Annotated in this window: 26 protein-coding genes and 1 pseudogene; 11 read left to right on the top strand and 16 right to left on the bottom strand. The window is 68.8% G+C overall.

Annotated features, from left to right (window positions below):
• Nucleotides 1-197: 197 nt before the first annotated feature.
• Together ACFWXQ_RS41055 and ACFWXQ_RS41050 are read left to right on the top strand one after the other, a co-directional pair.
• Nucleotides 198-653 carry a GNAT family N-acetyltransferase gene (locus tag ACFWXQ_RS41055; RefSeq protein ID WP_383940182.1) on the top strand — a complete coding sequence of 152 codons (456 nt, stop codon included), beginning with the start codon at nt 198-200 and terminating at the stop codon, nt 651-653.
• A gap of 110 nt (nt 654-763) precedes the next feature.
• Nucleotides 764-1,528: a VOC family protein gene (locus ACFWXQ_RS41050; protein WP_383940179.1), complete on the top strand. Its 765-nt coding sequence runs from the start codon at nt 764-766 to the stop codon at nt 1,526-1,528.
• Here ACFWXQ_RS41050 and ACFWXQ_RS41045 read toward each other — a convergent pair.
• A complete protein-coding gene (locus ACFWXQ_RS41045; RefSeq protein WP_383940176.1) occupies nt 1,525-2,049 on the bottom strand; it encodes a hypothetical protein in 525 nt (174 codons plus the stop codon). The genes ACFWXQ_RS41050 and ACFWXQ_RS41045 overlap by 4 nt on opposite strands.
• 161 nt (nt 2,050-2,210) lie before the next feature.
• On the opposite strand from ACFWXQ_RS41045, the gene ACFWXQ_RS41040 reads away from it, so the two are divergent.
• The 3 genes from ACFWXQ_RS41040 (at nt 2,211) to ACFWXQ_RS41030 (ending at nt 4,952) form a co-directional block, all read left to right on the top strand.
• On the top strand, nt 2,211-2,660 hold the full coding sequence (locus ACFWXQ_RS41040) for a nucleoside deaminase (protein ID WP_383940173.1): 450 nt from the start codon (nt 2,211-2,213) through the stop codon (nt 2,658-2,660).
• Entirely contained in the window at nt 2,653-3,627 is a 975-nt protein-coding gene (locus tag ACFWXQ_RS41035; RefSeq protein WP_383940170.1) for an isopenicillin N synthase family dioxygenase, read from the top strand. The genes ACFWXQ_RS41040 and ACFWXQ_RS41035 overlap by 8 nt, the downstream gene beginning before the upstream one ends.
• A gap of 221 nt (nt 3,628-3,848) precedes the next feature.
• Entirely contained in the window at nt 3,849-4,952 is a 1,104-nt protein-coding gene (locus tag ACFWXQ_RS41030) for a hypothetical protein (protein WP_383940167.1), read from the top strand.
• Between the two features lie 22 nt (nt 4,953-4,974).
• Here ACFWXQ_RS41030 and ACFWXQ_RS41025 read toward each other — a convergent pair whose 3' ends face one another.
• From ACFWXQ_RS41025 to hemL, 9 genes are all read right to left on the bottom strand, one after another.
• Nucleotides 4,975-6,003, bottom strand: coding sequence for a CU044_5270 family protein (locus tag ACFWXQ_RS41025; RefSeq protein ID WP_383940164.1), 1,029 nt, complete (start codon nt 6,001-6,003; stop codon nt 4,975-4,977).
• A complete protein-coding gene (locus ACFWXQ_RS41020) occupies nt 6,000-6,587 on the bottom strand; it encodes an RNA polymerase sigma factor (RefSeq protein ID WP_383940187.1) in 588 nt (195 codons plus the stop codon). The genes ACFWXQ_RS41025 and ACFWXQ_RS41020 overlap by 4 nt, the downstream gene beginning before the upstream one ends.
• 119 nt (nt 6,588-6,706) lie before the next feature.
• Entirely contained in the window at nt 6,707-7,816 is a 1,110-nt protein-coding gene (ccsB, locus tag ACFWXQ_RS41015) for a c-type cytochrome biogenesis protein CcsB (protein ID WP_383940161.1), read from the bottom strand.
• Complete coding sequence (locus ACFWXQ_RS41010) at nt 7,813-9,702, bottom strand: cytochrome c biogenesis protein ResB (RefSeq protein WP_383940159.1); 1,890 nt, start codon at nt 9,700-9,702, stop codon at nt 7,813-7,815. Before ACFWXQ_RS41010 ends, ccsB begins: the two co-directional genes overlap by 4 nt.
• 3 nt (nt 9,703-9,705) lie before the next feature.
• Nucleotides 9,706-10,473 carry a cytochrome c biogenesis CcdA family protein gene (locus ACFWXQ_RS41005; RefSeq protein ID WP_383940156.1) on the bottom strand — a complete coding sequence of 256 codons (768 nt, stop codon included), beginning with the start codon at nt 10,471-10,473 and terminating at the stop codon, nt 9,706-9,708.
• Nucleotides 10,474-10,479: 6 nt separating this feature from the next.
• Nucleotides 10,480-11,145, bottom strand: coding sequence for a TlpA family protein disulfide reductase (locus tag ACFWXQ_RS41000; protein ID WP_383940153.1), 666 nt, complete (start codon nt 11,143-11,145; stop codon nt 10,480-10,482).
• A 101-nt stretch (nt 11,146-11,246) separates the two neighbouring features.
• Nucleotides 11,247-12,539 (bottom strand): hypothetical protein, encoded by a 1,293-nt coding sequence (locus tag ACFWXQ_RS40995; protein WP_383940149.1) that lies wholly within the window; start codon nt 12,537-12,539, stop codon nt 11,247-11,249.
• Nucleotides 12,540-12,807: 268 nt separating this feature from the next.
• Complete coding sequence (locus ACFWXQ_RS40990) at nt 12,808-13,482, bottom strand: histidine phosphatase family protein (RefSeq protein ID WP_383393561.1); 675 nt, start codon at nt 13,480-13,482, stop codon at nt 12,808-12,810.
• Nucleotides 13,479-14,852 carry a glutamate-1-semialdehyde 2,1-aminomutase gene (gene hemL, locus ACFWXQ_RS40985; protein WP_383940146.1) on the bottom strand — a complete coding sequence of 458 codons (1,374 nt, stop codon included), beginning with the start codon at nt 14,850-14,852 and terminating at the stop codon, nt 13,479-13,481. Before hemL ends, ACFWXQ_RS40990 begins: the two co-directional genes overlap by 4 nt.
• Before the next feature lie 384 nt (nt 14,853-15,236).
• Between hemL and ACFWXQ_RS40980 the strand changes: the two genes are divergently transcribed.
• Entirely contained in the window at nt 15,237-15,896 is a 660-nt protein-coding gene (locus ACFWXQ_RS40980; protein WP_383940143.1) for a hypothetical protein, read from the top strand.
• A gap of 174 nt (nt 15,897-16,070) precedes the next feature.
• Here the strand turns inward: ACFWXQ_RS40980 and ACFWXQ_RS40975 are convergent.
• Nucleotides 16,071-16,649, bottom strand: a pseudogene (locus ACFWXQ_RS40975) (helix-turn-helix domain-containing protein); the annotation flags it as partial.
• A 195-nt stretch (nt 16,650-16,844) separates the two neighbouring features.
• Here ACFWXQ_RS40975 and ACFWXQ_RS40970 point away from each other — a divergent pair.
• Nucleotides 16,845-17,696 carry an HNH endonuclease gene (locus ACFWXQ_RS40970; protein WP_383940140.1) on the top strand — a complete coding sequence of 284 codons (852 nt, stop codon included), beginning with the start codon at nt 16,845-16,847 and terminating at the stop codon, nt 17,694-17,696.
• Nucleotides 17,697-17,905: 209 nt separating this feature from the next.
• Here ACFWXQ_RS40970 and ACFWXQ_RS40965 read toward each other — a convergent pair whose 3' ends face one another.
• The 5 genes from ACFWXQ_RS40965 to ACFWXQ_RS40945 form a co-directional block, all read right to left on the bottom strand.
• Nucleotides 17,906-18,517: an HAD-IA family hydrolase gene (locus ACFWXQ_RS40965; protein ID WP_383940184.1), complete on the bottom strand. Its 612-nt coding sequence runs from the start codon at nt 18,515-18,517 to the stop codon at nt 17,906-17,908.
• A gap of 59 nt (nt 18,518-18,576) precedes the next feature.
• Nucleotides 18,577-18,834, bottom strand: coding sequence for a GNAT family N-acetyltransferase (locus ACFWXQ_RS40960; protein ID WP_383940137.1), 258 nt, complete (start codon nt 18,832-18,834; stop codon nt 18,577-18,579).
• A gap of 208 nt (nt 18,835-19,042) precedes the next feature.
• Nucleotides 19,043-19,867, bottom strand: coding sequence for a WbqC family protein (locus ACFWXQ_RS40955; protein WP_383940135.1), 825 nt, complete (start codon nt 19,865-19,867; stop codon nt 19,043-19,045).
• Entirely contained in the window at nt 19,809-20,498 is a 690-nt protein-coding gene (locus ACFWXQ_RS40950) for a YdcF family protein (protein ID WP_383940131.1), read from the bottom strand. Before ACFWXQ_RS40950 ends, ACFWXQ_RS40955 begins: the two co-directional genes overlap by 59 nt.
• Nucleotides 20,495-21,538: a helix-turn-helix domain-containing protein gene (locus ACFWXQ_RS40945; RefSeq protein WP_383940128.1), complete on the bottom strand. Its 1,044-nt coding sequence runs from the start codon at nt 21,536-21,538 to the stop codon at nt 20,495-20,497. Before ACFWXQ_RS40945 ends, ACFWXQ_RS40950 begins: the two co-directional genes overlap by 4 nt.
• 119 nt (nt 21,539-21,657) lie before the next feature.
• Here ACFWXQ_RS40945 and ACFWXQ_RS40940 point away from each other — a divergent pair, with 119 nt between their 5' ends.
• From ACFWXQ_RS40940 to ACFWXQ_RS40925, 4 genes are read left to right on the top strand one after another with little or no spacing between them, the layout of a single operon-like run.
• The gene (locus tag ACFWXQ_RS40940) at nt 21,658-22,074 is read left to right on the top strand and encodes a hypothetical protein (RefSeq protein WP_383940125.1); all 417 of its coding nucleotides are present in this window, start codon (nt 21,658-21,660) and stop codon (nt 22,072-22,074) included.
• A complete protein-coding gene (locus tag ACFWXQ_RS40935; protein ID WP_383940122.1) occupies nt 22,071-22,553 on the top strand; it encodes a hypothetical protein in 483 nt (160 codons plus the stop codon). Before ACFWXQ_RS40940 ends, ACFWXQ_RS40935 begins: the two co-directional genes overlap by 4 nt.
• A 16-nt stretch (nt 22,554-22,569) precedes the next feature.
• On the top strand, nt 22,570-23,688 hold the full coding sequence (locus tag ACFWXQ_RS40930; protein ID WP_383940119.1) for a hypothetical protein: 1,119 nt from the start codon (nt 22,570-22,572) through the stop codon (nt 23,686-23,688).
• Complete coding sequence (locus tag ACFWXQ_RS40925; protein ID WP_383940116.1) at nt 23,685-24,038, top strand: ASCH domain-containing protein; 354 nt, start codon at nt 23,685-23,687, stop codon at nt 24,036-24,038. Before ACFWXQ_RS40930 ends, ACFWXQ_RS40925 begins: the two co-directional genes overlap by 4 nt.
• The last annotated feature ends 81 nt before the right edge of the window (nt 24,039-24,119 follow it).

Raw genomic sequence — 24,119 nt, 5'->3', positions numbered from 1 at the left:
GCTGAATACTGCGCAGTTCCCCGCGCCCCTAGGTCCTTAGGGGCGCGGGGAACTGCGCGACAAGCCCCCACCCACCCGCACCCGACAACACAACCCCACGGGGTCTGGGGCGGAGCCCCAGGGGACGGGACGGGTAGGGGCGGCGGGGGCGAAGAACGCGGTTGACGTTCGCCCGCCCGCGGGGATTCCCTGCTGCCATGAATGACCTTCGTATCGAACGGGTCGACACCACCGACCCCCTGCTCGAAGACTGGCGGCACGTTCACAACGTGATCGTGCCACCGGCCGCCATGGACCTCGACGAGGTCCGGGAGCGAGCCGGACGCAATCACCTGGAGGTCGCCTACCTCGGCGACGTCCTCGAAGACGTCCTCGTCGGGTGCACGACCGTGCGGCCCCCCACGGACGACACGGCAACAGCCACCGTGATCGCCCGCGTACTCCCCGCCCACCGCCACCAGGGACTCGGCGAGCAGCTCTACGTACGGGCGCTCGCGCAAGCCCGCGAACTCGGCGCCCGGCGGATCGAGACGGTCGTACTGGCCGCCAACACGGAAGGACTGCGGTTCGCGGAACGGCACGGATTCGTCGAGTTCGACCGGTACACCCTGCCGGGCGAGAGCGCGCTCTGGATCGACCTACGGCTGACATGAGCCCTGGCCGGTCGTGTAGGACACGATCCGACCTACACGGCTCCTATCGTCGGGCTCACCACCTCCGTTCACCGACGGCAGACGACCGATGACCGACCAAGGAGCCCCCCATGAGTCTCGTCACCACCATCCAGCCGGACGGTACGCCCACGTGGATCGACCTCCGGGTGCCCGATCCCGAACGCGCGCTGGAGTTCTACAACGCGCTCTTCGGATGGGAGTACGCACCGGACTCCGCGAAGACCGGCCTCGGCACGGTGTGCCTGCTGCGCGGACGCCCCGTCGCGGCCATCTCACAGGCCCCGGCCGACACGAGCACGAACCCCGGCTGGACCATGTACTTCGCGACGGCGGACTGCGACGGCACCGCCAAGCGGGTCGCCGACGCGGGCGGATCCGTGCTGACGGCTCCGACGGACATCGGGGAGCACGGCCGCGCGGCCCTCGCCGAGGACCCGGTCGGCGCCCGCTTCGGCCTCTGGCAGGCGCGGACCCACGTCGGCTGCGAGATCGTGAACGAGCCCGACTCGCTCGTACGGAACGACCTGGTCACCCCGGACCCCGAACCCGCCCGGGCCTTCTACACGACCGTGTTCGACTACACCCTGGACCTCAACAACACCCTCCCGGACCTCGACTTCACCTTCCTGCGCCGCCCGGACGGCCACGAGATCGGCGGCATCTTCGGCTTCCCGGCCGCCCCCGGGTCCGTCTGGGCGACCACGTTCGAGGTGGCCGACACGGATGCCGTCGTCGGGCGTGCCGTCGCCGCGGGCGGCACCGCCGGCACCCCCGAGGACACCCCGTACGGCCGGAGCGCCACCCTCACGGACCCCTTCGGAGTGGAGTTCTCGGTCATCACCAGGCCCGCCTAGGCCCGCTGCGGCGCCCCCCAGTCGTATCCGTGCGCGGCGAAGGCCTCGGCGAGGCGGCGCAAGGGGAGGCCGCAGTTCTCCCGGGCCAGCTCCCCGCCGTCCGGGGCGACCAGCACGAGCTGCTTGCCGTCCCGGCACGCCAGGGCGATCTCGTCGTGCGTGAACTCCCGGTCCGCTTCCTTGGCGGTGAGAACGACACCCCTGTCGGAGATACGGACCGTCAGGGACTCGTACACGGCGGTGACCCCGAGCAGCAGGCCCACCGCGAGGCCCACGACGACCGCGCCGACGGTGAGCCAGGGTTCGGGGACGGAGGTCAGCAGCCGGGCCGGGCCCTTCATCGGCACCCAGCGCAGCGACAGCCACAGATCGGCCAGGAGCGTGAGCAGCCAGCCGCCCACGCCCCCGCACCCCACGCAGACGAGCATGAGCTGCCAGACCGGCTCCGCGAGCACGGTGGCGTCCCCCGGCCCCGCCACCGTCCGGTCCCGCGGATCCGGGCCGCTCTTCTCCATGTCCACGCTGCTTCTCCCCCGATCGGCGCCGATGGTGCGGCCACCAGTCTGGCGAGCGCGGACCCTTCCGGTCGTCGGCCGATGGTCTCTGCGTCCGCAACTTTGGTCGCCCACCGGGTACCTTCCGGACGTTGCCCCGGTACACCGGCCGAAGGAAGGTGGAAGGCATGGACCAGGCACAGGCACGCGCATGGCTGGCCACCGCTGTCGAGGAGGCACGCACGGGGCTCGACGAGGGCGGCATCCCCATCGGGGCCGCGTTGTACGGAGCGGACGGCACCCTGCTGGGGCGCGGGCACAACCGGCGCGTCCAGGACGGCGACCCCTCGATGCACGCGGAGACGGCCGCCTTCCGGAACGCGGGACGGCAGCGCACGTACAAGGGCACGACGATGGTGACCACCCTCTCCCCCTGCTGGTACTGCAGCGGTCTCGTCCGGCAGTTCGGGATCTCGCGGGTCGTCGTCGGGGAGGCCGCGACCTTCCACGGCGGGCACGACTGGCTCGCCGAACACGGCGTGGAGATCGTGCTGCTCGACGACCCCGAGTGCACCGCCCTGATGCGCGACTTCATCAAGGACCGACCCGAGTTGTGGAATGAGGACATCGGTGAGTGACGCCACCACCCCCCGTATCCCGACCGTCGATCTGAGGCCCTGGGTCTCCGGCGACCCGGCGGCCCGCGAGGAGATCGCGCGTACGGTCGACGCCGCGCTCCGGACCGCCGGCTTCCTCCTGGTGACCGGCCACGGCGTCGACCCCGCCCTCCGCGCGGACATCCGCGAGGCCGCCCGCGCCTTCTTCCGGCTGCCCGCCGAGGTGAAGCAGGCGTACGCCGTCAAGGTCGGCGGCCGCGGCTGGCTCGGCCCGGGCGCCGAGGCCAACGCCTACTCGGAGGGCACCGAGACCCCGCCCGACCTCAAGGAGTCCCTGTCCTTCGCGACCCACGAGCCCTTCGACGACCCGGAGACCAACGCGGAGTGGTACGCGCCCAACGTCTGGCCCGCTGAGGCTCCCGGACTGCGGGCGCTGTGCGAGGAGTACCTGGCCAGGATGGCCGAGCTGGAGAACCACCTCCTGGACCTGCTCGGCGCGTCCCTCGGCCTCGAAGCCGACTTCTTCACCCGCCACATGAGCCACCCGACCTACGGCTTCAACATCAACTGGTACCCGGGCACGGAGGTCGTCGGCGAGCCCGAGGAGGGCCAGTTCCGTATCGGCCCGCACACCGACTTCGGCACGGTCACCATCCTCGACCGCCAGGCCGGCAAGGGCGGACTGCAGGTCTACACGGACGAGGGCGGCTGGGAGGACGCCCCCTTCGACCCGGCGGCCTTCACCATCAACATCGGTGACCTGATGGCCCGTTGGACGGGAGACCGGTGGCGCTCCGGCCGTCACCGCGTCCTGCCGCCGCCCGCCGACGCCCCCGCCGAGGAGCTGATGTCCCTCGTCTACTTCGGCGAGTGCACCCCGGGCACCGTCGTCGAGTCCGTCCCGGCCCCGGTCGGGCGGGTGGCCCACGAGCCGGTGGACTCGCACACCTATCTGCGGGCGAAACTGGACTCGATCACGGTGGACTGACGACGGCCCTCGGGGCGCGCTCGCGAGGCGCACTCCCGCGAGGCACGATCCACCCGCCGCACGACCACCGGTTCCGCGATCACTCTCCGCCAACCGCGGCGACACTTTCGCAAGCCGACGGACATCATGCGGCCTAGTCCGAATCAACTCCCCCTCCCCGCGCTGCTGTTGATACACCTCTCAACAGCACGGAGAACCGGACCGCCCCAGGGGGAGATGCGGTGCACAGTGGGCTGCACGGCCGAGGGGCGCTGTTCGACACACATCCGCCCGGCCTCGTCGCACGGCTCGTCGGCCTGTGCCCGTTCCAGCACGGGCCGACTCCTCTGGAGTACGCGAAGGAGCCGCCGTTCGTGGTGTTCACCGGCGGGCCAGGACTCGGCAAGAGCGCGGTGCTCGGCGAACTCCGGGCCGCCTACGAGGGACACACGCCCCTCGCACTGATCGACTGCGAGGACGAGTTGTTCGCGCGGCCCCCGGCGCGGCGGCCCGGCGAGGCCTGGTCGCCCGTCTCGCAGGCCGCCCTGACGATCGCCGAGCAGCTCGCCGAGCCGGTCGCGGGCGCCGGGCGGATCGCCTTCCCCCGGCTCACGGCAGGGCTGCTGGCAGTGGCGGCGGGCGGCTGGCGCGACCGGGACCTGCCGCGCATCCGCCGGGAGGCCGAGCAGATCCTGCTGCTGAACGACACCGGCTCCTGGGTCGCCGGATTCGCCGGCCGCTGGGTGGGCCGGGTGTCGACCAGACTCGTCGACGCGCTGTCCAGTGCGGGACCGGTCGTCGAGCCGATCATCGAGGCGACCCTGGAGGTCTTCTCGGAGGGCGTCACGCCCACCCACCGCCGGCTGCGGAAGGCGGCCACCTGGTACCGCGACTGCCCGAGCGCGGGCGGCAACCCGAAGCTCGGACTGATCCTGCTCTCGGGGCACTTCAGGGCGGGCGGCGACTCCCGTACCCACGCCGAGCGTTATCTCGTACGGGCCCTGCTGGCCGATCTCGACGACGCCTACACCGGTGCCGTACAGCGCACCCACCGGCCCGGACGTCCGGTCGTCCTCGTCGACAACGTCCAGGCCACGGCCGGTGTAGGGCTGGTCGGTCCGGTACTGCGGGACCGGGCCGACGGCATCGCCGACCGGGTGGCGTTCTTCGCCGGGCTGCGCGGCGACGGCCACCCCTCCCTGCGCAACGCCGCGCGCCGCGCCCTGCCGGAGGTGGCCCGCGCCACCGGCTGGGAGCCCGGCGGCACGGTCTCGTCCCGCGCCCTGCTCGTACCGCTGCCACCGCCCGCCGCCTCTTCTCCACAGGCTGTGGAGGGCGGGCGGTGAGGCGGAGCGGGCACCCTCCGTCCTACGGCCGCTCGCCCTTCTTGTCGACGACAGCCCGTTCCAGGATGGCGACCGAGCCCACGAGGTCGCCCGCCGCGAGGGGTTGGCACCGGTTTTCCGGGGCGGAGAGGTTCACCGTGCTCTGTCCCATGTAGGCGAGTGTCTTCTGGTCGAAGATCAGCTCGGAGCGGGGCTCGCCCCCCTGCCCGAAGCCGATGGCGGCGACTCCGTCCATGGCGACGGCCACCCCGGTGCGGCCCGCCGCGTCCCGGGCGCCTTCGAGGACGATCAGGCCGGGGATCTTCGCGACGGCCCGGTAGAGCGCGGCGGCGGTCTTCGGCGGCAGGAGGCTGCCGGTGAGCAGACCGCTCGCCTTCACGAAGGCGGCCTCGTCGGCGGACCGCTTGCCGGAGGGCTTCTCACCGGGGTCGAGCCCGTAGAGCCAGCGGTACATCCCCTCCGTGTCGGTGGGGAGTTCCAACGCCTGCTCGTAGAAGTTGATCGAGTGCTTGCCGGGCAGTTGCTTGGCGATGGGCCGCTCCACGACCCCGCCGCCGGTCTTGTGCTCCCGCGAGAGGCCCACGTGCTGACCGTCGACGGACTCCCAGCGCTCCCGTACGCCGTAGTCGTGGCCCTCCAAGGTCATGTCGCAGTCCCCCACCGTCTTTTCGGGGTCCATCTTCCAGTGGTAGTTGTCGGTCTTCGTGTAGACGAACTCGTCACCCTCGACCCCGGTCGGCAGCTTCGCGGCAGCCACGGCGACCCGCTCCAGCAGATGGGCCGGGCTCTGCGAACTCCTGCGCTCCGGGCGTTCCGATGCCCCGGAGTGCGGCCTGGGCGGCCCGTCCGAGGCCGCGTCCCGGGTCACGCTGGCCCCGATGACGACGGCGACCGAAAGGGCCGCGGCCACCACCGGGGCCACGAAGGCCGGGCGGCGCCAGATCCTTCGTACGGGCTCGGGTGGGGTCTCCCCGTTGATCTCGTGCATCAGATGCTCCCTCAGGACGCGGTGACGGCCCGGCGGGAGGTCCTTCTCGGGAATCGTGCTCACTGGTTCCCCTCCTGGATGGGCCCGGCCACGGACGGGCGGCCATCCCTCACCTGTCCGCGCCCGTCGGCGAGTTCCGCCGCGAGCTTCGTGCGCGCCCGGGAGAGCCGGGAGCGCACCGTGCCGACCGGGATGCCGAGCGCCTCCGCGGCGGCCGCGTAGTCGAGGCCGCCCCAGACGCACAGCGCGAGCACCTCGCGCTCGGGCCGGCGCAGCCGGTCGACGGCGACGCGTACGGACCTGAGGTACTCCACGTCGTCGATGCGGGCGGCGACCTCGTCGGCGAAGTCGCGCTCGGCCTCGGCGGGCGGCAGCCGTGCCACCGCCGCCGCGTGACGCCGGGCTGCCCGGCGCCTGTTGCGGACCACGTTCGTGGCGATGCCGAGCAGCCACGGCCGCGGCGAACCGCCCTCCGCGTCCAGCCGCTCCCGCAGCCGCCAGGCCTCCAGGAACGTCAGCGACACGATGTCCTCGGCCCCCGACCAGTCCCCCGTCAGCCGGAACGCGTGGTTGTAGACGGAGCGTGCGTACGTGTCGAAGAGCCCGCCGAACGCCTCCGCGTCCCCGGCCCGTATCCGGGCGCGCATCTCCCGCCGGCTCGGGCGGTCCCCCTGATTCGTCTCCACGTCCCCCACCTGTCCGTACGACGAAGGCCGGTTCCCGTGACGTACGTCACATGGAACCGGCCTCGGGTCGTACGAGGGTGTCAGACGCCGGCGTAGGAGTGCTTGCCGGTGACGAAGATGTTCACGCCGTAGTAGTTGAACAGCCAGCAGGCGAAGGCGATGAGCGCGATGTACGCGGCCTTGCGGCCCTTCCAGCCGGCCGTGGCCCTGGCGTGCAGGTAGCAGGCGTAGGCGACCCAGGTGATGAAGGACCAGGTCTCCTTGGGGTCCCAGCCCCAGTAGCGGCCCCACGCGTCACCGGCCCAGATGGCGCCCGCGATGATCGTGAACGTCCACAGCGGGAAGACGGCGGCGTTCACGCGGTACGAGAACTTGTCCAGCGACGCCGACGCGGGCAGCCGCTCCATCACGGACGTGGCGAAACGGCCGGGCTTCCCGCCGGTCGTCAGCTTGTTCTCGTACGAGTCCTTGAAGAGGTACAGGATCGTGCCGACCGCGCCCACGTAGAAGACGGCACCGCAGAAGATCGCCGTGGAGACGTGGATGTAGAGCCAGTACGAGTGGAGGGCGGGAACCAACTGGTCGCTGGCGGTGTACAAGACAGTGACGGCGAGACCGAGATCGAGGAGGACCGTGGTCACCAGGAAGAGGCCCATCCAGCGGACGTTCTTCTTCATCGCAAGCAGTGAGAGATACACACCGACGGCGACGGTCGAGAAGGTGATGTTGAACTCGTACATGTTGCCCCACGGCGCCCGCTGCACCGACAGAGCACGTGTGAGCACACCGCCGAAGGCGATGAGGAAGGCGAGCACGGTCAGGGACACGGCGATACGCCCGTAGAGGTCCCCCTGCTCGTCCCCGCCGTGCGCGCCGGGACCGTCCGGCACGTCCCGGGAGCCGGGGGCGGCCCGCGTGACGACCTTGGGCCGTTCCAGCACGGCGGTACCGCCCGCGTTCTTCACGGTGACCGCGGGAGCCGCCGCCTTCTTGCCCTTGGCGTCCTTGCCGGCGGTCAGCGCGGCAGCCGTCCGGCTCACCTTGCTGCGGCTGCCGAAGGTCCATTCGGCGATGTAGGCGAAGAAGGCCAGCGTGTAGACGGCCATCGCGGAGTAGATCAGCGTGTTGCTGAGGTTCGCGAGGTTTTCGTTGGTCGCGGCGGCGAGGTCGGTTGCGGCGGCGAGAGTCACTTCGTCTCAGCCCCTTCGGCGGCAGGTACGGCGGGGGGTTCGGGGGTGGAGGTCTTTGCTTCCTGGTCCGGGCCGGGCTCCGACTTGGCATCGGTGTCGTCCGGTGTGTCCGGTGCGCCCGGGGCCAGGTCGTACAGGATCCCGGCCAGGTCGCCCAGTTCCTCCGGGACCTTGGCGGACTCGCTGCGGCCGAGGCCGGCCATTTCGACGACGGTGACGCCGTCGGGACCGGCGGTCGCGCGGACCCAGACGCGGCGGCGCTGGATGAAGAGGGAGGCGGCGAGGCCGAAGATGGCGGTGAGGGCTCCGGCGAGGGCCCAGCCGGAGCCGGGCTGCTCGGTGACCTGGAAGCCGGCCCACTCCTTGATCTCCTTCTCGAAGGTGATCGAGCCGGCGCCGCCCGGGAGCTGCATGGTCTCGCCGGGCTTCAGGTTCTCCCTGAGCTGCTTGCCCTTGGAGTCCTTGAAGCCCTTCATGTTCTTCTTGTCGAGCTGGTAGACGCTCTGCGGAAGGCCCGAGTCCACGCCGAGGTCGCCGTGGAAGGCCTCCAGGTTCAGCACCGGGTTGAGCAGCGCGGGGAACTGCGAGACCACCGCGGTGTTCGCCCCTCCGTACGCCGGAAGGAAGAAGGCCCGGAAGCCGAGCTGGTCCTTCTTCCCCTGGGCGTCGCGGTAGCCGTCCATGACCTTGATCGCGCCGGTGGAGGTGACGTTGGAGTCGAGCGGCAGCAGCGGCACGGCCTGGCGGTAGACGACCTCGCCCTTGCCGTCCCGCACGGTGACGACGGGCGCGTACCCGTGGCTGACGAGGTAGACCTTCGTGCCGTCGATGTCGAGCGGCTCGTTGACCTTGATCGTCCGCCGCTTCTCCTTGCCGTCGGAACCCTCGCTGTAGGTGACGTGGGACTCGTACGTGCGCGGGGTGCCCTTGTTGGGCCCGCTCGGCTCGTACGTACCCCTGAAGTTGTCCAGGACGAAGCTGAACGGCTCCAGGTCGTCCGTGCTGAAGAGGTTGCCGGACTTGAAGTCGTCGTACTGCGTGAGGGTGTTGGCGAAGCCGTCGCCCTCGACGATCAGCTTGTTGCCCTCGTACTTGAAGAGCTGGCCCCAGGCGAAGGCGATCAGCATCACGATCAGCGCGATGTGGAAGGCGAGGTTGCCGACCTCCCGGAGGTAGCCCTTCTCGGCGGCGACGGCGTCCCCGGCGGCATCCGCGCGAAAGCGCCGCCGCTTCAGCAGCTTCAGGGCCTCCTCGCGGACGGCCTCCGGGGCGGCCTCGGTACGCCACGTGGTGTACGCGGGCAGCCGGTTCAGCCGTCGCGGGGCGCCCGGCGGCCTGCCGCGCAGCTGGCCCACGAACTGCCAGGTGCGGGGCACGATGCAGCCGATGAGCGAGATGAACAGCAGGATGTAGATCGCCGAGAACCACGCCGAGCTGTAGACATTGAAGAGGCCGAGCTTCTCGTAGACGGGCCCCAGCGTCTCGTGCCGGCTCATGAAGTCGGCGACCTTGGTCTCGTCCTGGCCCGACTGCGGGATCAGGGACCCGGGGATCGCGCCGAGCGAGAGCAGGAAGAGCAGGATCAGCGCGACCCGCATCGAGGTCAGCTGCCGCCAGAACCAGCGGGCCCAGCCGACGGTCTCGCGGCCGGTCCACGCCAGCCATCCCGCCGCGCCGGGACCGCGCACACCGCCGAAGGAGCCCGGTACGACCGTGTCCCGGGGCGCGGTGGACAGCTGCGCCCCGGCGGCGCCGAGTTCACCGGCGTCCCGAGCCGCGGCGGTGTCGGTCGCGGCGGTGTCGGTCGCGGCGGTGTCGTTCCCCTCACCGGCCGCCCCGCCGGTCGCCCCGCCGGTCCGCACGTCCGTGTCCCGTGTCGCGCTCATCGATCAGACCCCCACCGTGAAGCCGTCGGACCAGCCCTGCATCTCCTGCACGATGCTGTCCCACGCGCCGGTCAGCAGCAGCAGACCGGTCGCGATCATCATTCCGCCGCCGACGCGCATCACCCACACGTAGTGGCGCTTGACCCAGCCGAAGGCGCCGAGCGCCTTGCGGAACGCGACGGCCGCGAGGACGAAGGGCACGCCCAGACCGACGCAGTACGCGATGGTCAGTATGGCCCCGCGGCCGGCGCTCGCCTGGTCGAACGCGAGCGCGTTCACGGACGCGAGCGTCGGTCCGATACAGGGCGTCCAGCCGATCCCGAAGAGCGCGCCGAGCACCGGGGCCCCGACCAGGCCCGCCACCGGCCGCTTGTGGAAGCGGAATTCACGCTGGGTGAGCCAGGGCATCAGGCCCAGGAAGAAGATGCCCATGGCGATCATGAGCCCGCCGAGCACCTTGGAGAGGACGCTCTGGTGCTCCTGCAGCGTCGAGCCGAAGTACCCGAAGAGGGCGCCGCCGGAGACGAACACGGCGGAGAAACCCAGCACGAAGAGCGAGGCGCCCGCCACCATCCGCCCGCGCTTCGCGTCACCCAGGTCGGTGCCGCCGACGCCGGTGACGTACGACAGATAGCCGGGCACGAGCGGCAGTACGCACGGTGAGAAGAAGGAGACGAGTCCGCCGAGCACGGCGATCGGGATGGCGAGCACCAGGGCCCCGGTGAGGACGGTCTGGTTGGGGTCGGTGCCCGCGGCTACGAGAAGGGACACGAGCGGTCACTTCTCCGCGAGGATCGGCTTGAGCATCTTGCGCAGGCTCGCCTCGCTGAGCGCCGACAGCGAGCGGGAGGCGACCTTGCCGTCCCGGTCGAGCACGAGCGTGGAGGGGATCGTCTGCGGGTTGAGCGTGCCCTTCTTGAAGCGGAGCATCAGCTTGCCCGTCGGGTCGTACAGGCTCGGGTACGTGACCCCGTGCGCCTTCTCGAAGGCGATCGCCGGACTGGTGCTGGTGTCGCGGGTGTTGATGCCGACGAACTGCACGCCCTGGTCCTTGAGGTCCTCGGAGACCTTGACGAAGTTCTTCGCCTCCAGGCGGCACGGGCCGCACCAGGAGCCCCAGACGTTCAGGACGACGATCTTGCCCTGGTAGTCGGCGACGTCGAGCTGCTTGCCGTCTATGGTCTTGCCCGACAGTTCGGGAGCCGCGACCCGGCTGCCCTTCTTCACCGTCGCGATGCCGTCGGAGCCGGTGACGAAGCCGGTGTTGCCGGTCCCGCCGGACTTGCCCCCGGAGCCGCACGCGGACAGCAGCAGCGCCGCGACGACGGCCCCGCCGGTCAGCAGGGCGGCGCGGCCACGACTACGGCCGTGGGCCCGGTTCGTACGGTTCGTGCGCTGAGGGGTCCGGATCGAGCGCTGGGGGGCGCGGCTGGCGGCACTCATGTGAAAAGTTTCGCATGTCCGTTCCGAGGATCTTGCCCACCCCCCTCGCAGGCGGAAACCCGCATGTCAGACGCCATTTCGGGCACTGCTGCCGACGACCGTCAGGCGGCCTTGTCCGAGCCCTTCTCCGACCCGTTCGCGGAGTTCGTGCCGACATCGCCGAGGAACCCGTTCCAGCCACCGGCCGGTTCCTGCCCCACACCCAGCGTCCGCAGCTTCTCCAGGACGGCCGGGTCCTGCGCGTCGAGCCAGTCCACGAACTGGCGGAACGACACCAGGCGTACGTCCTTCTTGCCCGCGATGTGCTTCAGCGCGCCCTCCACGGCATCCATGTAGATGCCGCCGTTCCACTCCTCGAAGTGGTTGCCGATGAAGAACGGGGCGCGATTGGTCTCGTATGCCCGCTTGAAGCCAGCTATGTACGAGTTGGTCGCCTGCTCGCGCCAGGCCGGGTAGTTGGCGGGCGGCGCCTGCGTCGAGTTGACCGACTGGTTGGCAAGGATGTTGTAGTCCATCGAGAGGACCTCGAAGGTGTGGCCGGGGAAGGGCATCGCCTGGAGCGGCAGGTCCCAGACGCCGCCGTTCTTCCTGGGCCAGACCTGGGTGCCGCCGGGCGAGGAGGCGTCGTAGCGCCAGCCGAGCTCGCGGGCGGTGGGCAGCAGGTTGCTCTGACCGAGCAGACAGGGCGTACGGCCGCCGATCAGTTCCTTCTCGTAGTCGAAGGGCAGCGCGGGCACCTCGGCCTCGCTCCAGCCCGTGTTCGTACGCCACTCCTTCACGAAGGACTTCGCCTGGGCTATCTCGCTCTTCCACTGGGCGGGCGTCCAGTTGCCGACCGTGCCGCTGCCGCCGCAGAAGTGACCGTTGAAGTGCGTGCCTATCTCGTGGCCGTCGAGCCAGGCCCGCCGGACGTTCTTCAGCGTCGACTTGATGTGGTCGTCCGTCAGATAACCGATGTCGGACGCGCCCGGCGCGTTGTTCGGCGGGAGGTACTTGCGCTTTTTCGACTCGGGCAGCAGATAGAGGCCGGAGAGAAAGAACGTCATGCTCGCGTCGTGCTCTTCGGAGAGTTTCAGGAATCGCTCGAAGAGGCCGTTGCCGACATCACCCGCACCGTCCCAGGAAAAGACGACGAACTGCGGCGGGGTCTCGCCGGGTTCGAGAGGCCGGGGCCTACCGGGCTGCTTCGGCTGCTTCCCGGTGAAGGAGGTGGAACCGTCACCGATGGGACGTACGGGACGCTCGCCACGCTTGTTTCCGCCGTTGCCCCGGTTTCCGGAACCCCCGACCCCGCCGGAGCCGTCTCCCAGGGCGGTACCGCAGCCCGCGATTCCCATCGCGGCCACGGCCCCGGCTCCGAGCCCCAGCGCTCCCCTTCGGCTGATGTCGCGCATTCCGTCCCCATTCGTCGCGCCCTGTGCCCATGTCGAATGGACACCGGGTTAGAGGGCACGACGAACACGGGGGTTCCAGGTCACACGCACATATTTCGGTGACTATCCGAACATGAACCTGTAACGGACACACCGGAACGCACGAGACGGATTCCCCGTCTGGACAAGACGGCACTTTGTCAGGGGCTGGCGCCCCTTTAGGGGCGCGGGGAACTGCGCGACAAGCCCCCACCGACCGGCACACAACGAACCGCCCGGCACGAAGTGCTTACGCCCCGAAGGCCTTGGACTTCCCCTTAACAGGCTTGGCCCCGGCCAGCAGATGCGCAGGCACAAGATCCCGCGCAGGCTCGCTGTACCCAACAGACACGATCCTGTCGTCCTGATACGTGAAGGTCGTCAACGACGCCAACGTGCACTGCCGCTTCCGCGGGTCGTGCCACAACCGCCGCCGCTCCACATAGGACCGCACGATCCAGATCGGCAACTGATGGCTGACGCACACGGCCTCATGCCCCCGAGCCGCGTCCTTCGCGGCATCGAGCGCCCCCATCATCCGTACGACCTGGTCCACGTACGGCTCGCCCCAGGACGGCTTGAACGGGTTGACGAGGTGCTTCCAGTTCTCGGGCCGCCGCAGCGCACCGTCCCCGACCCCGAAGGTCTTGCCCTGGAAGATGTTCTCGGCCTCGATCAGCCGGCTGTCGGTCGCGAGCTCCAGGCCGTGCGACTTGGCGATCGGCGTGGCCGTCTCCTGCGCCCGCTCCAGCGGCGAGGAGACGACATGGGTGATGTCCCGCGAGGCGAGGTGCTCGGCGACCCGCTCGGCCATCTGCTGCCCGAGCTCGGACAGGCGGTAGCCCGGGAGTCGCCCGTACAGAACCCCGTCCGGGTTGGCGACCTCGCCGTGCCGCATCACGTGTACGACGGTGATGTCACTCATGCTGCCGTGGCCTCCGCTGCTGCCCGTGCCGCCGCCGGAAGGGCGTCGGCGATCCGCTGAACCGCCCGTTCGTCGTGCGCCGTCGACACGAACCAGGACTCGAACGAGGACGGCGGCAGGTAGACACCCTGCGCCAGCATCGAATGGAAGAAGGCGGTGAAGCGGTACGACTCCTGCGCCTTCGCGTCCTCGTAATTGCGTACCTCCGTCTCGGTGAAGAAGACGGAGAACATGTTGGACGCGTTCTGCAGCCGGTGCGCCACACCTTCCTTGGTGAGGGCGTCCGTGACGAGCGTACGGATCTGCTCGGACACCGCGTCGACCTTCACGTACGCGGCGTCGTCGAGCAGCCGCAGCTGCGCGAGCCCGGCGGCGGTCGCGACCGGGTTCCCGGACAGGGTGCCGGCCTGGTAGACGGGACCCGCGGGCGCGAGGTACGCCATCACGTCCCTGCGCCCGCCGAACGCGGCGGCCGGGAAGCCGCCGCCCATGACCTTGCCGAAGGTCATGAGGTCGGGGGTGACGCCGTCCACGCCGTACCAGCCGGACCTGCTGGTCCGGAAGCCGGTCATGACCTCGTCGGAGATGAACAGCGCGCCGCCCTCGGCACAGATGTCCTTGAGCCCCTGGTTGAACCCGGGCCCGGGCGGCACGACGCCCATGTTCCCGGGCGAGGCTTCCGTAATGACGCAGGCGATCTCACCGGGGTGGGCCCGGAAGGCCTCGCGCACGGCGTCGAGATCGTTGTACGGCAGGACGATGGTGTCCCCGGCCTGGGCGCCGGTGACGCCCGGGGTGTCGGGCAGCCCGAAGGTGGCGACGCCGGAGCCGGCCGCGGCGAGCAGCGCGTCCACGTGCCCGTGGTAGCAGCCGGCGAACTTCACGATCTTGGCGCGGCCGGTGAAGCCGCGGGCCAGCCGGATCGCGGACATGGTGGCCTCGGTCCCGCTGGACACGAGCCGCACCTGTTCGAGGGGCTCGATGCGCGCGACCATCTCCTCGGCGAGTGCGACCTCGCCCTCCCCCGGCGTACCGAAGGAAGTGCCTCGGGACACGGCTTCCTGGACCGCCGCGATCACCTCGGGACGGGAATGGCCGAGGATCATCGGCCCCCAGGAACAGACCAGATCCACGTACTCCCTCCCGTCGGCGTCCGTGAGGTAGGGACCGTTGCCGGACACCATGAACCGGGGCGTACCGCCCACGGCCCGGAACGCGCGGACCGGAGAGTTCACGCCACCGGGCGTGACGGCCGCCGCACGGTCGAAAAGGGTCTGCGAGACCGGGGCCTCAAAGGGGTAGGGGACGGCTCCCCCTGCCTCGGGCACCTCGGGTGACGCACCGCCGGAGATGTTGTTCGCCTCTGCCATGTCCTTCAGCGTACGGCCCGGGGCGGGGCGTCCCGGCTCTGCCCCGGAGTCTCCGACCATGGGAGGGCTCCCGCCCGAACCCCCCACTCCGGATGCCCGATTTCACCGATATCTGCTAATCGGCTCGGGAACGGTATACCCTGCTGTGACGCGATACCGCGCGCCGCTCCACTCTTCGTTGGTCACCGCGAGCGCGAACTACCTAGACTCCCTGCAGGTGCCGTTCTCGGGGATAGTTGACTTCACACGTGTGGGGTCGGTCCACGGCGACGGACAAGTGTTTCAACGCACGTTTCGGCGGGCGGTCGTGGGGGAGGTCACTCTCACGATGATCGGGTTGCGTGGCGGGGGTCGCGCGCCTTAGAAAAGCAGTCGGGTGGAGATATGCATCGCGGTGGCGGACTGGGCGAGGGGACCGATGACCTGGGTCCTCGGCGTGCCCGGCGGGGGAAGCACCGACGCGAGGCGGAAGCGGCCGAGACACGTCAGGTCCAGGGATCGCAGGGCGAACCTGAGCGGAACGACCCGTCGAGCCGTATGGACGGTATGGACTACACAGACCGCGGGGCGGACCAGCTCAGGGCAGGAAGCGGGAATGGTGGCCGGGTGGGGGTGACGTACAAATACTTCGGAGCCCCGGACGGCGCGACCGCCGCTCGCGTTCCGATCTCCATGAGGCCCGAAGAACTCGGCGGCGACGAGCTCGGCATGAACGGCATGTTCACCAAGATCAAGCCGGAGACGATGGCCGCGATGGTCCTCACCGGCATAGAGGGCATACCTCTGCACAAGGTGCCCCCGCTGGAACTCGTCGTCCTCCACCCCGACTACGCCGTCGTCAAGCTCCCCATGACCGTCGTCGACCCCCTGCGCGGCATCGGCGAGGAGGCCGTGGGCGCGGCCGCCTTCATCTGGTCGACGGTCCCGGACCGCGGCGGCCCCCGGGACGCGTACAACGTGTACCAGCTGCTGCACGAGTGGCAGGACTTCAGCCACCGACTGCATGAGGCGGGGCATCAGCCTTATTGCCTGGTGTGGCCCTGACCTGAGGTTTCATGGTGTGCGGGCGGGGCTTTCGGGTCCCGCCCTCGTCATGTGCGGGGAGGGCCGTCAGGCGATCAGGGCGCATTGGTTTCGCAGGTGGCACTGCTGTGCCCTGGGCGACGGACAGGGCACCGTCGTCTTCGGCCGCCAGGCGTTGCCCTGGTTGTGCTGCTACAGCAGGAGGCTGGTCGAGGTCTGGTAGGTAGTGGCCAGCAGCGCGGACAGTACGTCTCTGTCCACCACACCGCTGGAGGCCAGCCTGAGGTCGGCGATCAGGCCGGGCGCGCGTTCCAGTTCCACGTAGTCGCACGTGTAGAAGAGCCTGCGGGCCGCGCCGCCCCGCTCACGCAGAACCGCTGTGTCCACGGGGGCGCCGGTGTTCGCCAGGCCGAGGCCAGGCAGAAGGGCTTGGACCAGGTCGTCGTGGGCGGCGGCTGCGGCGGCAGGGGTCGCGAGCGCGGCGATGCTCGCGGCGAGGAAGGTACGGCGGTGCATCTCTTCAGCTTCAGGATCGGCGTTGGAGGCATCACGAGCAGCGGCTAGGCCCAATTGCTCTGGTGGAATATTGAGTTAGTGCGCAACGGTACGCAGGACACGGATGTCCTCCGTGCCACGGCCGCCCTCCAGCCGACTCACCTTGGACTGGTGGTAGCCGAGCGCGGCGGCGACGTCCTTCTGTGAGCGTCGCTGCAACGCCCGTGCCTGACGGATCACTTCACCGATCCGTCTTGCTTCGCTGTGTGCTTCGGCCATCTGCCACGGCCCCTTCCGCCGTCGCCGATCCTGCCTGCTCAACCGAGCGTAGATCAGCCGTACTTCGCCGTGTTGCAGCTCCTGCATAACTGATGCAGCGCGAGCACCTGGGCTAACCACCCACCGCTACAGGCTGGCATCCGTCAGCTCACATGGCCCGCATGAGGGCCCGGCGCCGCATGCGATAGTCGAACCATGCCGGAGGACTCAGTTGCCGCCCGGGCCGACGTAGTTGAGGCCCTCAGCGAGATGAAGCGGTTCAATCCAGATGGTGACTACTACGCGCTCACCCTCGGCGCTGACCGTCGCGGACGCCCCTTCTGGTCAGCACAGTCCCATTGGGTCGGTTGGTCCAAACGGAATCCAGGCTGGGAGATGCGTGCCGCAAGCCTGATGGACCCTGAGGCTGTGGCCAACGCGTGGACTGAGATGGGACAGGGCTGGGTATCGGTCGACGATGACATCAGTCTGTCCATCTTTCTCCGGCTCGGCGGGAACGCACTCGTCGAGAAGGAGCTTGCAGAGGCTCGCCTTCCGGAGGTGATCGCGCCGTCGGAGTGTCTGCGTGACGGCGCAGTTGAAGTCGGCGGAGCTGGCTTCGTCGGTACAGAGCATCTCCCGGACGAAGCCATCGAGCGCCGCGCACCCAGCCGGAAGCTCCGCATGCAGGTCCTAAAGCGCGACAATTACCGCTGCGTGGTTTGTGGGCGCAAGGCGACAGACCACGTGGACCTCGAACTCCATGTGCACCACCTCATCCCGTGGCGGATGGGTGGACCAACTGCCGAGGAGAACCTGGTCACGCTTTGCGGCACGTGCCACAAGGGCCTCGATCCTGACTTCGAGCCGTCCTTACGTGAACTTGCAGGGCTCCCGGGCAGAGCCAAAATCCTGGACTTGGAAAATGTCGAGTTCGATGCGGAAGTGGCGCGCTACCGCGAGTTCATTTCAGACACCTTGCCGACCGAGTCGACTGGCGAGAGCCATCAGCAGTCCGCACAGGGTCCCCGAGGCGTACATCCAGAAGGGCACACCTCGTCTCAATAGCGAGCACGATGCCGGGGCAACGGATGGCCGACTCGAAGCTGACCATGTGCGATGCGCTAGCCAGTACGGCCCTGATCCGTCTCAATTTCCGTAACCCGAGCACAGCCAGAGATCGAGTCCCGGTTGGGAGTGAGCCAGATCGGGCTCGTAGCAGTGGGAGAGCCACCTATCCGCCACCGCACCAGAGTGACGGCAGGCAGACTCGAAGTTCACGCGGGCGCATCATCCGGTAGCAGTGAGTCCAGGACTGCCGCGGTTGCCACAGGGTCCGTCGTATGGTGCACCGTCCGGATACCCAGGGCCTCCGCCGGAGGCAGGTTGGCATCGCGGTCGTCCACGAACACGCACTCCGGTCCGGGCAGATCCAGCTCCTCCAACACCCTCTGATAGATGCGCTGTGACGGCTTGCGCACCCCTTCCAGTTCCGACAGCACTACCGCGTCGAAGAAGTCCTCGTACATGCCCAACGCCTCGTACGGGTTGTACGGCTCGATCCCGAACGAGTTGCTGAGCATCGCGAGCTTGATGCCGGCCTCTCGGGCCCGCTGTGCTGCAGCCACGATCTGCGGCTCCTCGTGCAGATTGGCGAGTGCGCGCCGCATCAGGTCCGTCGGGTCGATGCCCAGGATGCCGCCGATGACTCGGTTCCAGTCCTCCTGCGTCGCCTCCCCGACCTCCAGGGCGGCGTATACCGCGATGCCGTCCGGATGCTCTCCCAGTGCGCGGAAGTAGGCGCCAGGGGACAGTCCCTCGGACCTTTCGAACGCCTCGCCGTTCAACCTCATGCGAGTGGTCAGGACTCCACCGAAGTCAAGTATCAAACCACGGTATGGAGTGGGCAATTCGGCCTCCTTGGTGAACTGGGGTTCGGAAGGAAGTCCTACGTCAATTCGGCGGACCCGACCAGTTCGGCCGTGTCCCGCTCAATGACGGCGACTACGTACTCAGTGCGCAGGGTTGCGGTCGCGGAGGCTACGGACCGGCTCGCCATCTGCGCGACCTGTTCGCGGGAACGGGGTTCGAACGACTGGTGCTCCGTGGCCTCGGGGCTGCCATAGACGGCAAGCACCGCGTTCACTTCCTCACGAGCGAGTTCCCGCAGATGGAGGCGTGAGCCGGAACTTCTGACCGGGTCCATGTCCCGGACTCTACCCGCGAAGCAGCACCGTTCGACGTGCTGGGAATGCCTTGAGCTCCTCATCGTCGAGAAGGCCCGAGCGCTGAGGGGCGGCTGGGACGCCGTCATCTCAGTGGCACTCCTACGCGACCATAGTCAGCTTGCCGACCAAGCGGACGACTCCGCACGCGCACACGAGGACGTACGGAAAGGACTCATGTCCTGAGCGTCAGGCACGCTCAGGCTCGCTCTTCAGAAGGTGAGCTTCTCGTTCGGCGGCGAGTCGGACGGCCAGGGACTTCGGTCCGATCTCGCTCAGTGCCCAGAGAGCGCTGGCCCGTCGGGCCCAGTGCCAGAGCCGGTCGTCCACGTCCACAGGCGTGTGAAAAGGCAGGACGGGGATGCCGTGAGCGGAGAACGGCCGATGGTCGAGATAGCGCAGGCCACCAGTGCCGCACAGGTAGACGCTGCTTCCGGTGGCCACGGCGAGGTCTGCAAGACGCTCCGACCGGCCTCGGCTGGTCGGGATGGAGCTGCTGTCCGACACCTCGCCGCCCCAGCCGAGGACCGTGAGCATGGCGAGTGACGAAGTCTTCGCGAGGTCGCAGACGCTGCCCGCGCCGCCGCCGAATTCGTCGAGGACAGCGTCGAGAACCTCGCGCACCGCAGCCCAGTGGCGGCTGTGGCCGTAGTACTGGCGAATGAGCAAGCTGACCACGCGACGCGAGCGGCGGGGTTCGGCGAGCTGAACCTGGTTGATCAGCGTGGGGCGGCCGTACGGCAGGTGTGAGGGAAGCGTGAGCCACTGCTGCCGGTCTGGATTGTCCAGGGAGGCGAGCCGAGAACGGTGCTGGTAGTCGCGGCGCGCGAACTGCACATCGTCGAGGACGATCCACCGGTCGGCGGCATACAGCTTGGCCAGCGTGGACAGTCGAGGAAAGAAGTTCGGCTGGTGGATCGCACACAGCCCGCCACTGGCCCCGAATCGGCGAGGGTCAGCTGCTGATGAGGCGGCTGTCGAAGCCGGCGCGCAGGAGGCGCTCGTAGGCGTCATGCACATCCCCCGGTACGTCCTGCTCGACGGCGAAGCCGAGCTTCGGGTACTCGATCACCCGTTGCAGGTCTCCGACGAGCATGTCAACGACGAGCTTCTCGTCGCCGATGGACTTGATGTAGTCGTCCAACTCCAGCGGCTCGGAGGCGCAGACCACCTCGGCCTCGGGCCACAGCTTGCGGCATGTCGCATACGATCGGCGTTCCATGTATGGCTTGGAGATCAGCAGCAGCGACTGCACCTCCACGCCGGTCTCGGCCAGCAGCTTGCGGGAGAAGGTGATGTTCTGGCCGGTGTTCGCAGCCTCCGACTCGACCAGGATCGCCTCGTCCGGCACGCCCAGGCTCAGTGCGTGCTCGCGATAGTGGACGGCCTCGCCACGCGGGAAGCGGGCGCGGGTGGTGGGGCTGTTGCCGCCGCTGAACACCACGACGGGGAAAAGGCCGGCGCGATAGAGGTCGGCAGCCGCGGTGGCCACACCCAAGTCATGGCTGCCCAGGCCGATCGCCGCCGAGCAGGGCCGCGCCTCGTGTCCCATCTGGTGGTAGTTCCAGATCAACGTCGCGTCGTGGAACTGCTCGTCGGTGATCTGGCGCTGCTGGTGCTCCGGCACTGGCACTCCCTGGCTCATCCCTGCTGGTCGCTTCGGATGCCCTCGATGCTGCGCAGTTGGTGGCTCAGCCCGAACTGCCGGGCCACCTGTGCCGCCTGGTCGAGGACGGACAGCCCATCATTCCGGGTCGCCGTGTCCGACAGAAGGATGTGCCCGTACGCGGTGTCCAACCGCACGCGCTGCATCGGGGAGTCGACCGTGCCGGTGGTCCGCGCGATGTCGATGTAGTGCAGGGCTTGTTTCAGGTCGCCGGCGCCGCGGTGGGCCAGGGCGAGCTTCTGGTGTGCCACGGACCAGTCCTCCGGCTCACCGAGTTCCTCGAACTCGCGAGTGGCAGCAGCCATGACGTTGGTGGCGTACTCGTTGTTGCCCTCCTTGCTCAGAGCCGTGCCGATCCACAACCGGGCCCGGGCTCGGTCCCGTCGGCTGAGCCGTTGGTCGGCGGCGAGTTGCTCGTACCATCGGGCGGAGACATCGAGCTGACCTGACATCTCCTGCACGACGGCGAGGGACAGCTCGATCTGGGCCACCCGGCGCGGGATGGCGAGCTCGGAGAACATGTCGCGCGCGGTGAGGTAGGACTGCCGGGCGGACAGCGGGCCGAGGATCGCGCCCTGATCTCGTTGTACATCGCCGAGCAGGACAAGCGAACGCCCGTACAGATAAAGGCCCTTGTCATCCAGGCCGTGCGCGTCACGGCTCGCCAGCCAGCGGTTCAACAAGGTCGCGGCGAAGGGGAAGTCCTGGCGGCTGACGCAGACTACGGCGCGCTCGATGTCCTCGGTCCAGGTCTCGTAGTCCGCTGGCCGCACGCTCTTCCGCTCTGGGAACAGCACCGCCTCGAACCGGGCATGGGCAGCAGCGTCGGCATGAGCGAGCGCGGTGTCGAGGATCGCCTGGGTATCGGGCCGGGGCTGGGTTTCGGCTCCCAGACTCTCCCACTTGGCCACCGTACGCAGCGCGACGCCCAGGTGCTCGGCGAAAGCCCGCATGCTCATTCGCAGAGCAGCGCGCAGAACGCTCGCTTCCCGGCCCGTCCACTGCCGCACGCTGACCATGGATTACCTCCCTCCGTCACGTATGGAAGCACTCTCGGTGACGACGTGGGGCGGGAAGTGCAACGGAAGTACAACAGCAGGTCATTTCAAGGCCGTTCACGCCGACCGACGCTGTGGACATGGACGACGAACTCATCACGGAACGCCGACGCGTCGCCTTCCCGCAGGTCTTCGGCTACCTACGACACGTCACCGGCGTCCTGGTCCGCCATGCCGCGCTCGTCGACTGCCTCACCGGCTACTACCGCCGACACGAACTGGCCCTCTGCGGCGTCTTCACCGACCGCGACGCCACGGTGGCCATCCGCTCCCCCGCCTTCGTCGGGCTGGTCGACACTCTCGAACTACCCGACACCTACGGCGCCGTGGTCCCCGCCCTCAACCACCTCGGCCCCAGGAGCATCGGCAACGAACGTAAGCGACAGATAGCAGCAACGGGCACCCGTCTGATCGTGGTCCGCTCCCTCAAGCCGATCACGGAGTCCGCACCTTCCCGCAGCACGAGCCCCGACCTCCAGCCGCAGGGGGACACATGATGTCCGTGCGCGACGCGCTGCGCAGCGCGCCCATGGTCAGCGACGTTCCCGGACTGCGTCTGCTGAAGGTCGGCAACGGCTGGGACCTCGTGCGCACCTCTGCCGAGACCGGCCTCCTGGCCCTGGCCCACCTTCGCGGCACCGGTGCGTCGATCGGCCCGGTGCTCTACGACGGGCCAAACGAGCGCCTCTACTACGCCATCTCAACCGGCACCGCCGACTGCTGGGAGGGCCTGCCGGTACGGCATCTCTCCACCAACTCCTGGCTCGTCGCGCCCGGCGTGGAGCGGCTCGACAACTGGTTCGGCGGCTGGTGCGAGCTACCGGACGACGAAACCCTCACCGACTCAGAAGCCCTCCGCACCGCGCTCCAATACCCGTACGTCGCCGCTGCCCAGGAAGAAGCGCGCTCTACCGCCGGTCTCTATGGCCAGGCACCTCCAGCCGGTCCTGGCAACACCTACTTCAGTCCGACCTGACCGCAAGGGGACATCCGTGACGCCCCATCTCGTCTCACCCAACACAGTCCTCGCCAACGCCCTTCTCCACCCCGAGGACGTCCTGACCCCACGCATCCTGGCCACGCCACCCGAGCGGATCGTGCTCGTCGTCGGCACGCAGATCAACGGCGCCCCGCACATCGGCACCTCGCTCGTCCAGTCGCTTGCCTTCGCCATGGCGGCCCGCCTGCGCGACCGCTTCGGCATCCCCACCGAGGTGCTCTTCAGCGCCCTCGACAACGCTCCGTACGAACTGGCTACAGACCCGGCCAGCGGCCACCGCTACCAACGCGCCTACGCCCAGGCCCTCGGCGACCAGGCTCTGACCGACCTCGTCGCCCTGTACCAGCCCCTGTTCACGGCTCTCTCCCGGCGCCTGGGCATCCCACACCGCGTGGAGACCTACACCCACCAGCAAGCCGGCGAACACTTCCGCCGCACCTGGCTGCGGCTACTGCCCCGACTCGACGCCGCCCGCTGGTGGCTCGCCCCCTCCACCGGCACCCCACACGTGCGCATCCCCTGTCCGCACCCCGGCTGCGGCTGGTCCGAGAAGCACGCCGAACGCACGCGCGTGCACCTCACCGACCGAGAAGGTGTCAGCGTCGACGCCGTCTGCCTCCACCACGGCCCTTATCAGGCCACCATCACGCCCACCACGGGCGCCTACCTCGACCTGGCCACCCTCTACCGCAACCTCGTCAAGGAACTCGCCCTGACCAGCACGGGGGCGGGTGGAAGTCTGCACGTCATGGTCAAGGGCGGCGACTGGGTCTTCGGCTCCCTCCTCGTCGACGAAGCCCTCCAAGCCGTCGGCCTCACTCGCGCTCAGCTCCCGGCCCGCCTGTTCTGCCCGCAGATCGTCACCGACACCGGCGCGAAACTCTCCAAGTCCCTCATCCACGAGGGCCACGTCCCCTTGCCCGAGGGCGCCGACGACTGGATGCTCGACACCCGACGATGGCCTGGCACCGTCTCCGAATATGCCGATCAACTGCTGGCTACCGCCGAGACGCTGCTGTCGGACCCCCGGCACTTCTTCCGCTCGTACTCCGCAGCCGAAATCGGCCGCCTGCTCACCGCACCAGCACCCAGGAGCACTACCGCCCCATGAGCAACACCACCGGCCGCGTCCGCGAACTCAATCTCTACCGCCAGTACTTCGACCTCGTCGCATCAGGGGAGAAGACCATCGAGGTACGGGTCAAGTACCCGCACCTCGCCGACCTCGCCACCGGCGACACCATCCGCTTCCGCATCAAGGGCACCAACGAGACCTGCGAGGTCAAGGTCAAACGGGTCACCGAGTATCCCGACTTCGAGGCCCTGCTCGACGGCGAGGGGCCCTCCAACGTCAACCCCACCGCCACCCGCGACGAGCAACTCGCCCGTATTCGGGCCATCTACCCACCGGGGAAGGAGGCCCTTGGCGCGGTGGCCATCCAGATCGGCCTTCTCTCCTAACGCCCTGACTGCCATACAACCGCAGACACCCCTCAGGCTGCTTCCTCAACTTGTACTGCAGCCCTGGCACAGATCGCCCTT

The organism is Streptomyces sp. NPDC058697 (assembly GCF_042715345.1).
GTDB lineage: Bacteria > Actinomycetota > Actinomycetes > Streptomycetales > Streptomycetaceae > Streptomyces > Streptomyces liliifuscus.
Note: the sequence above shows the minus strand (reverse complement) of the source record. Positions and strands in the feature narration are given on the sequence as shown.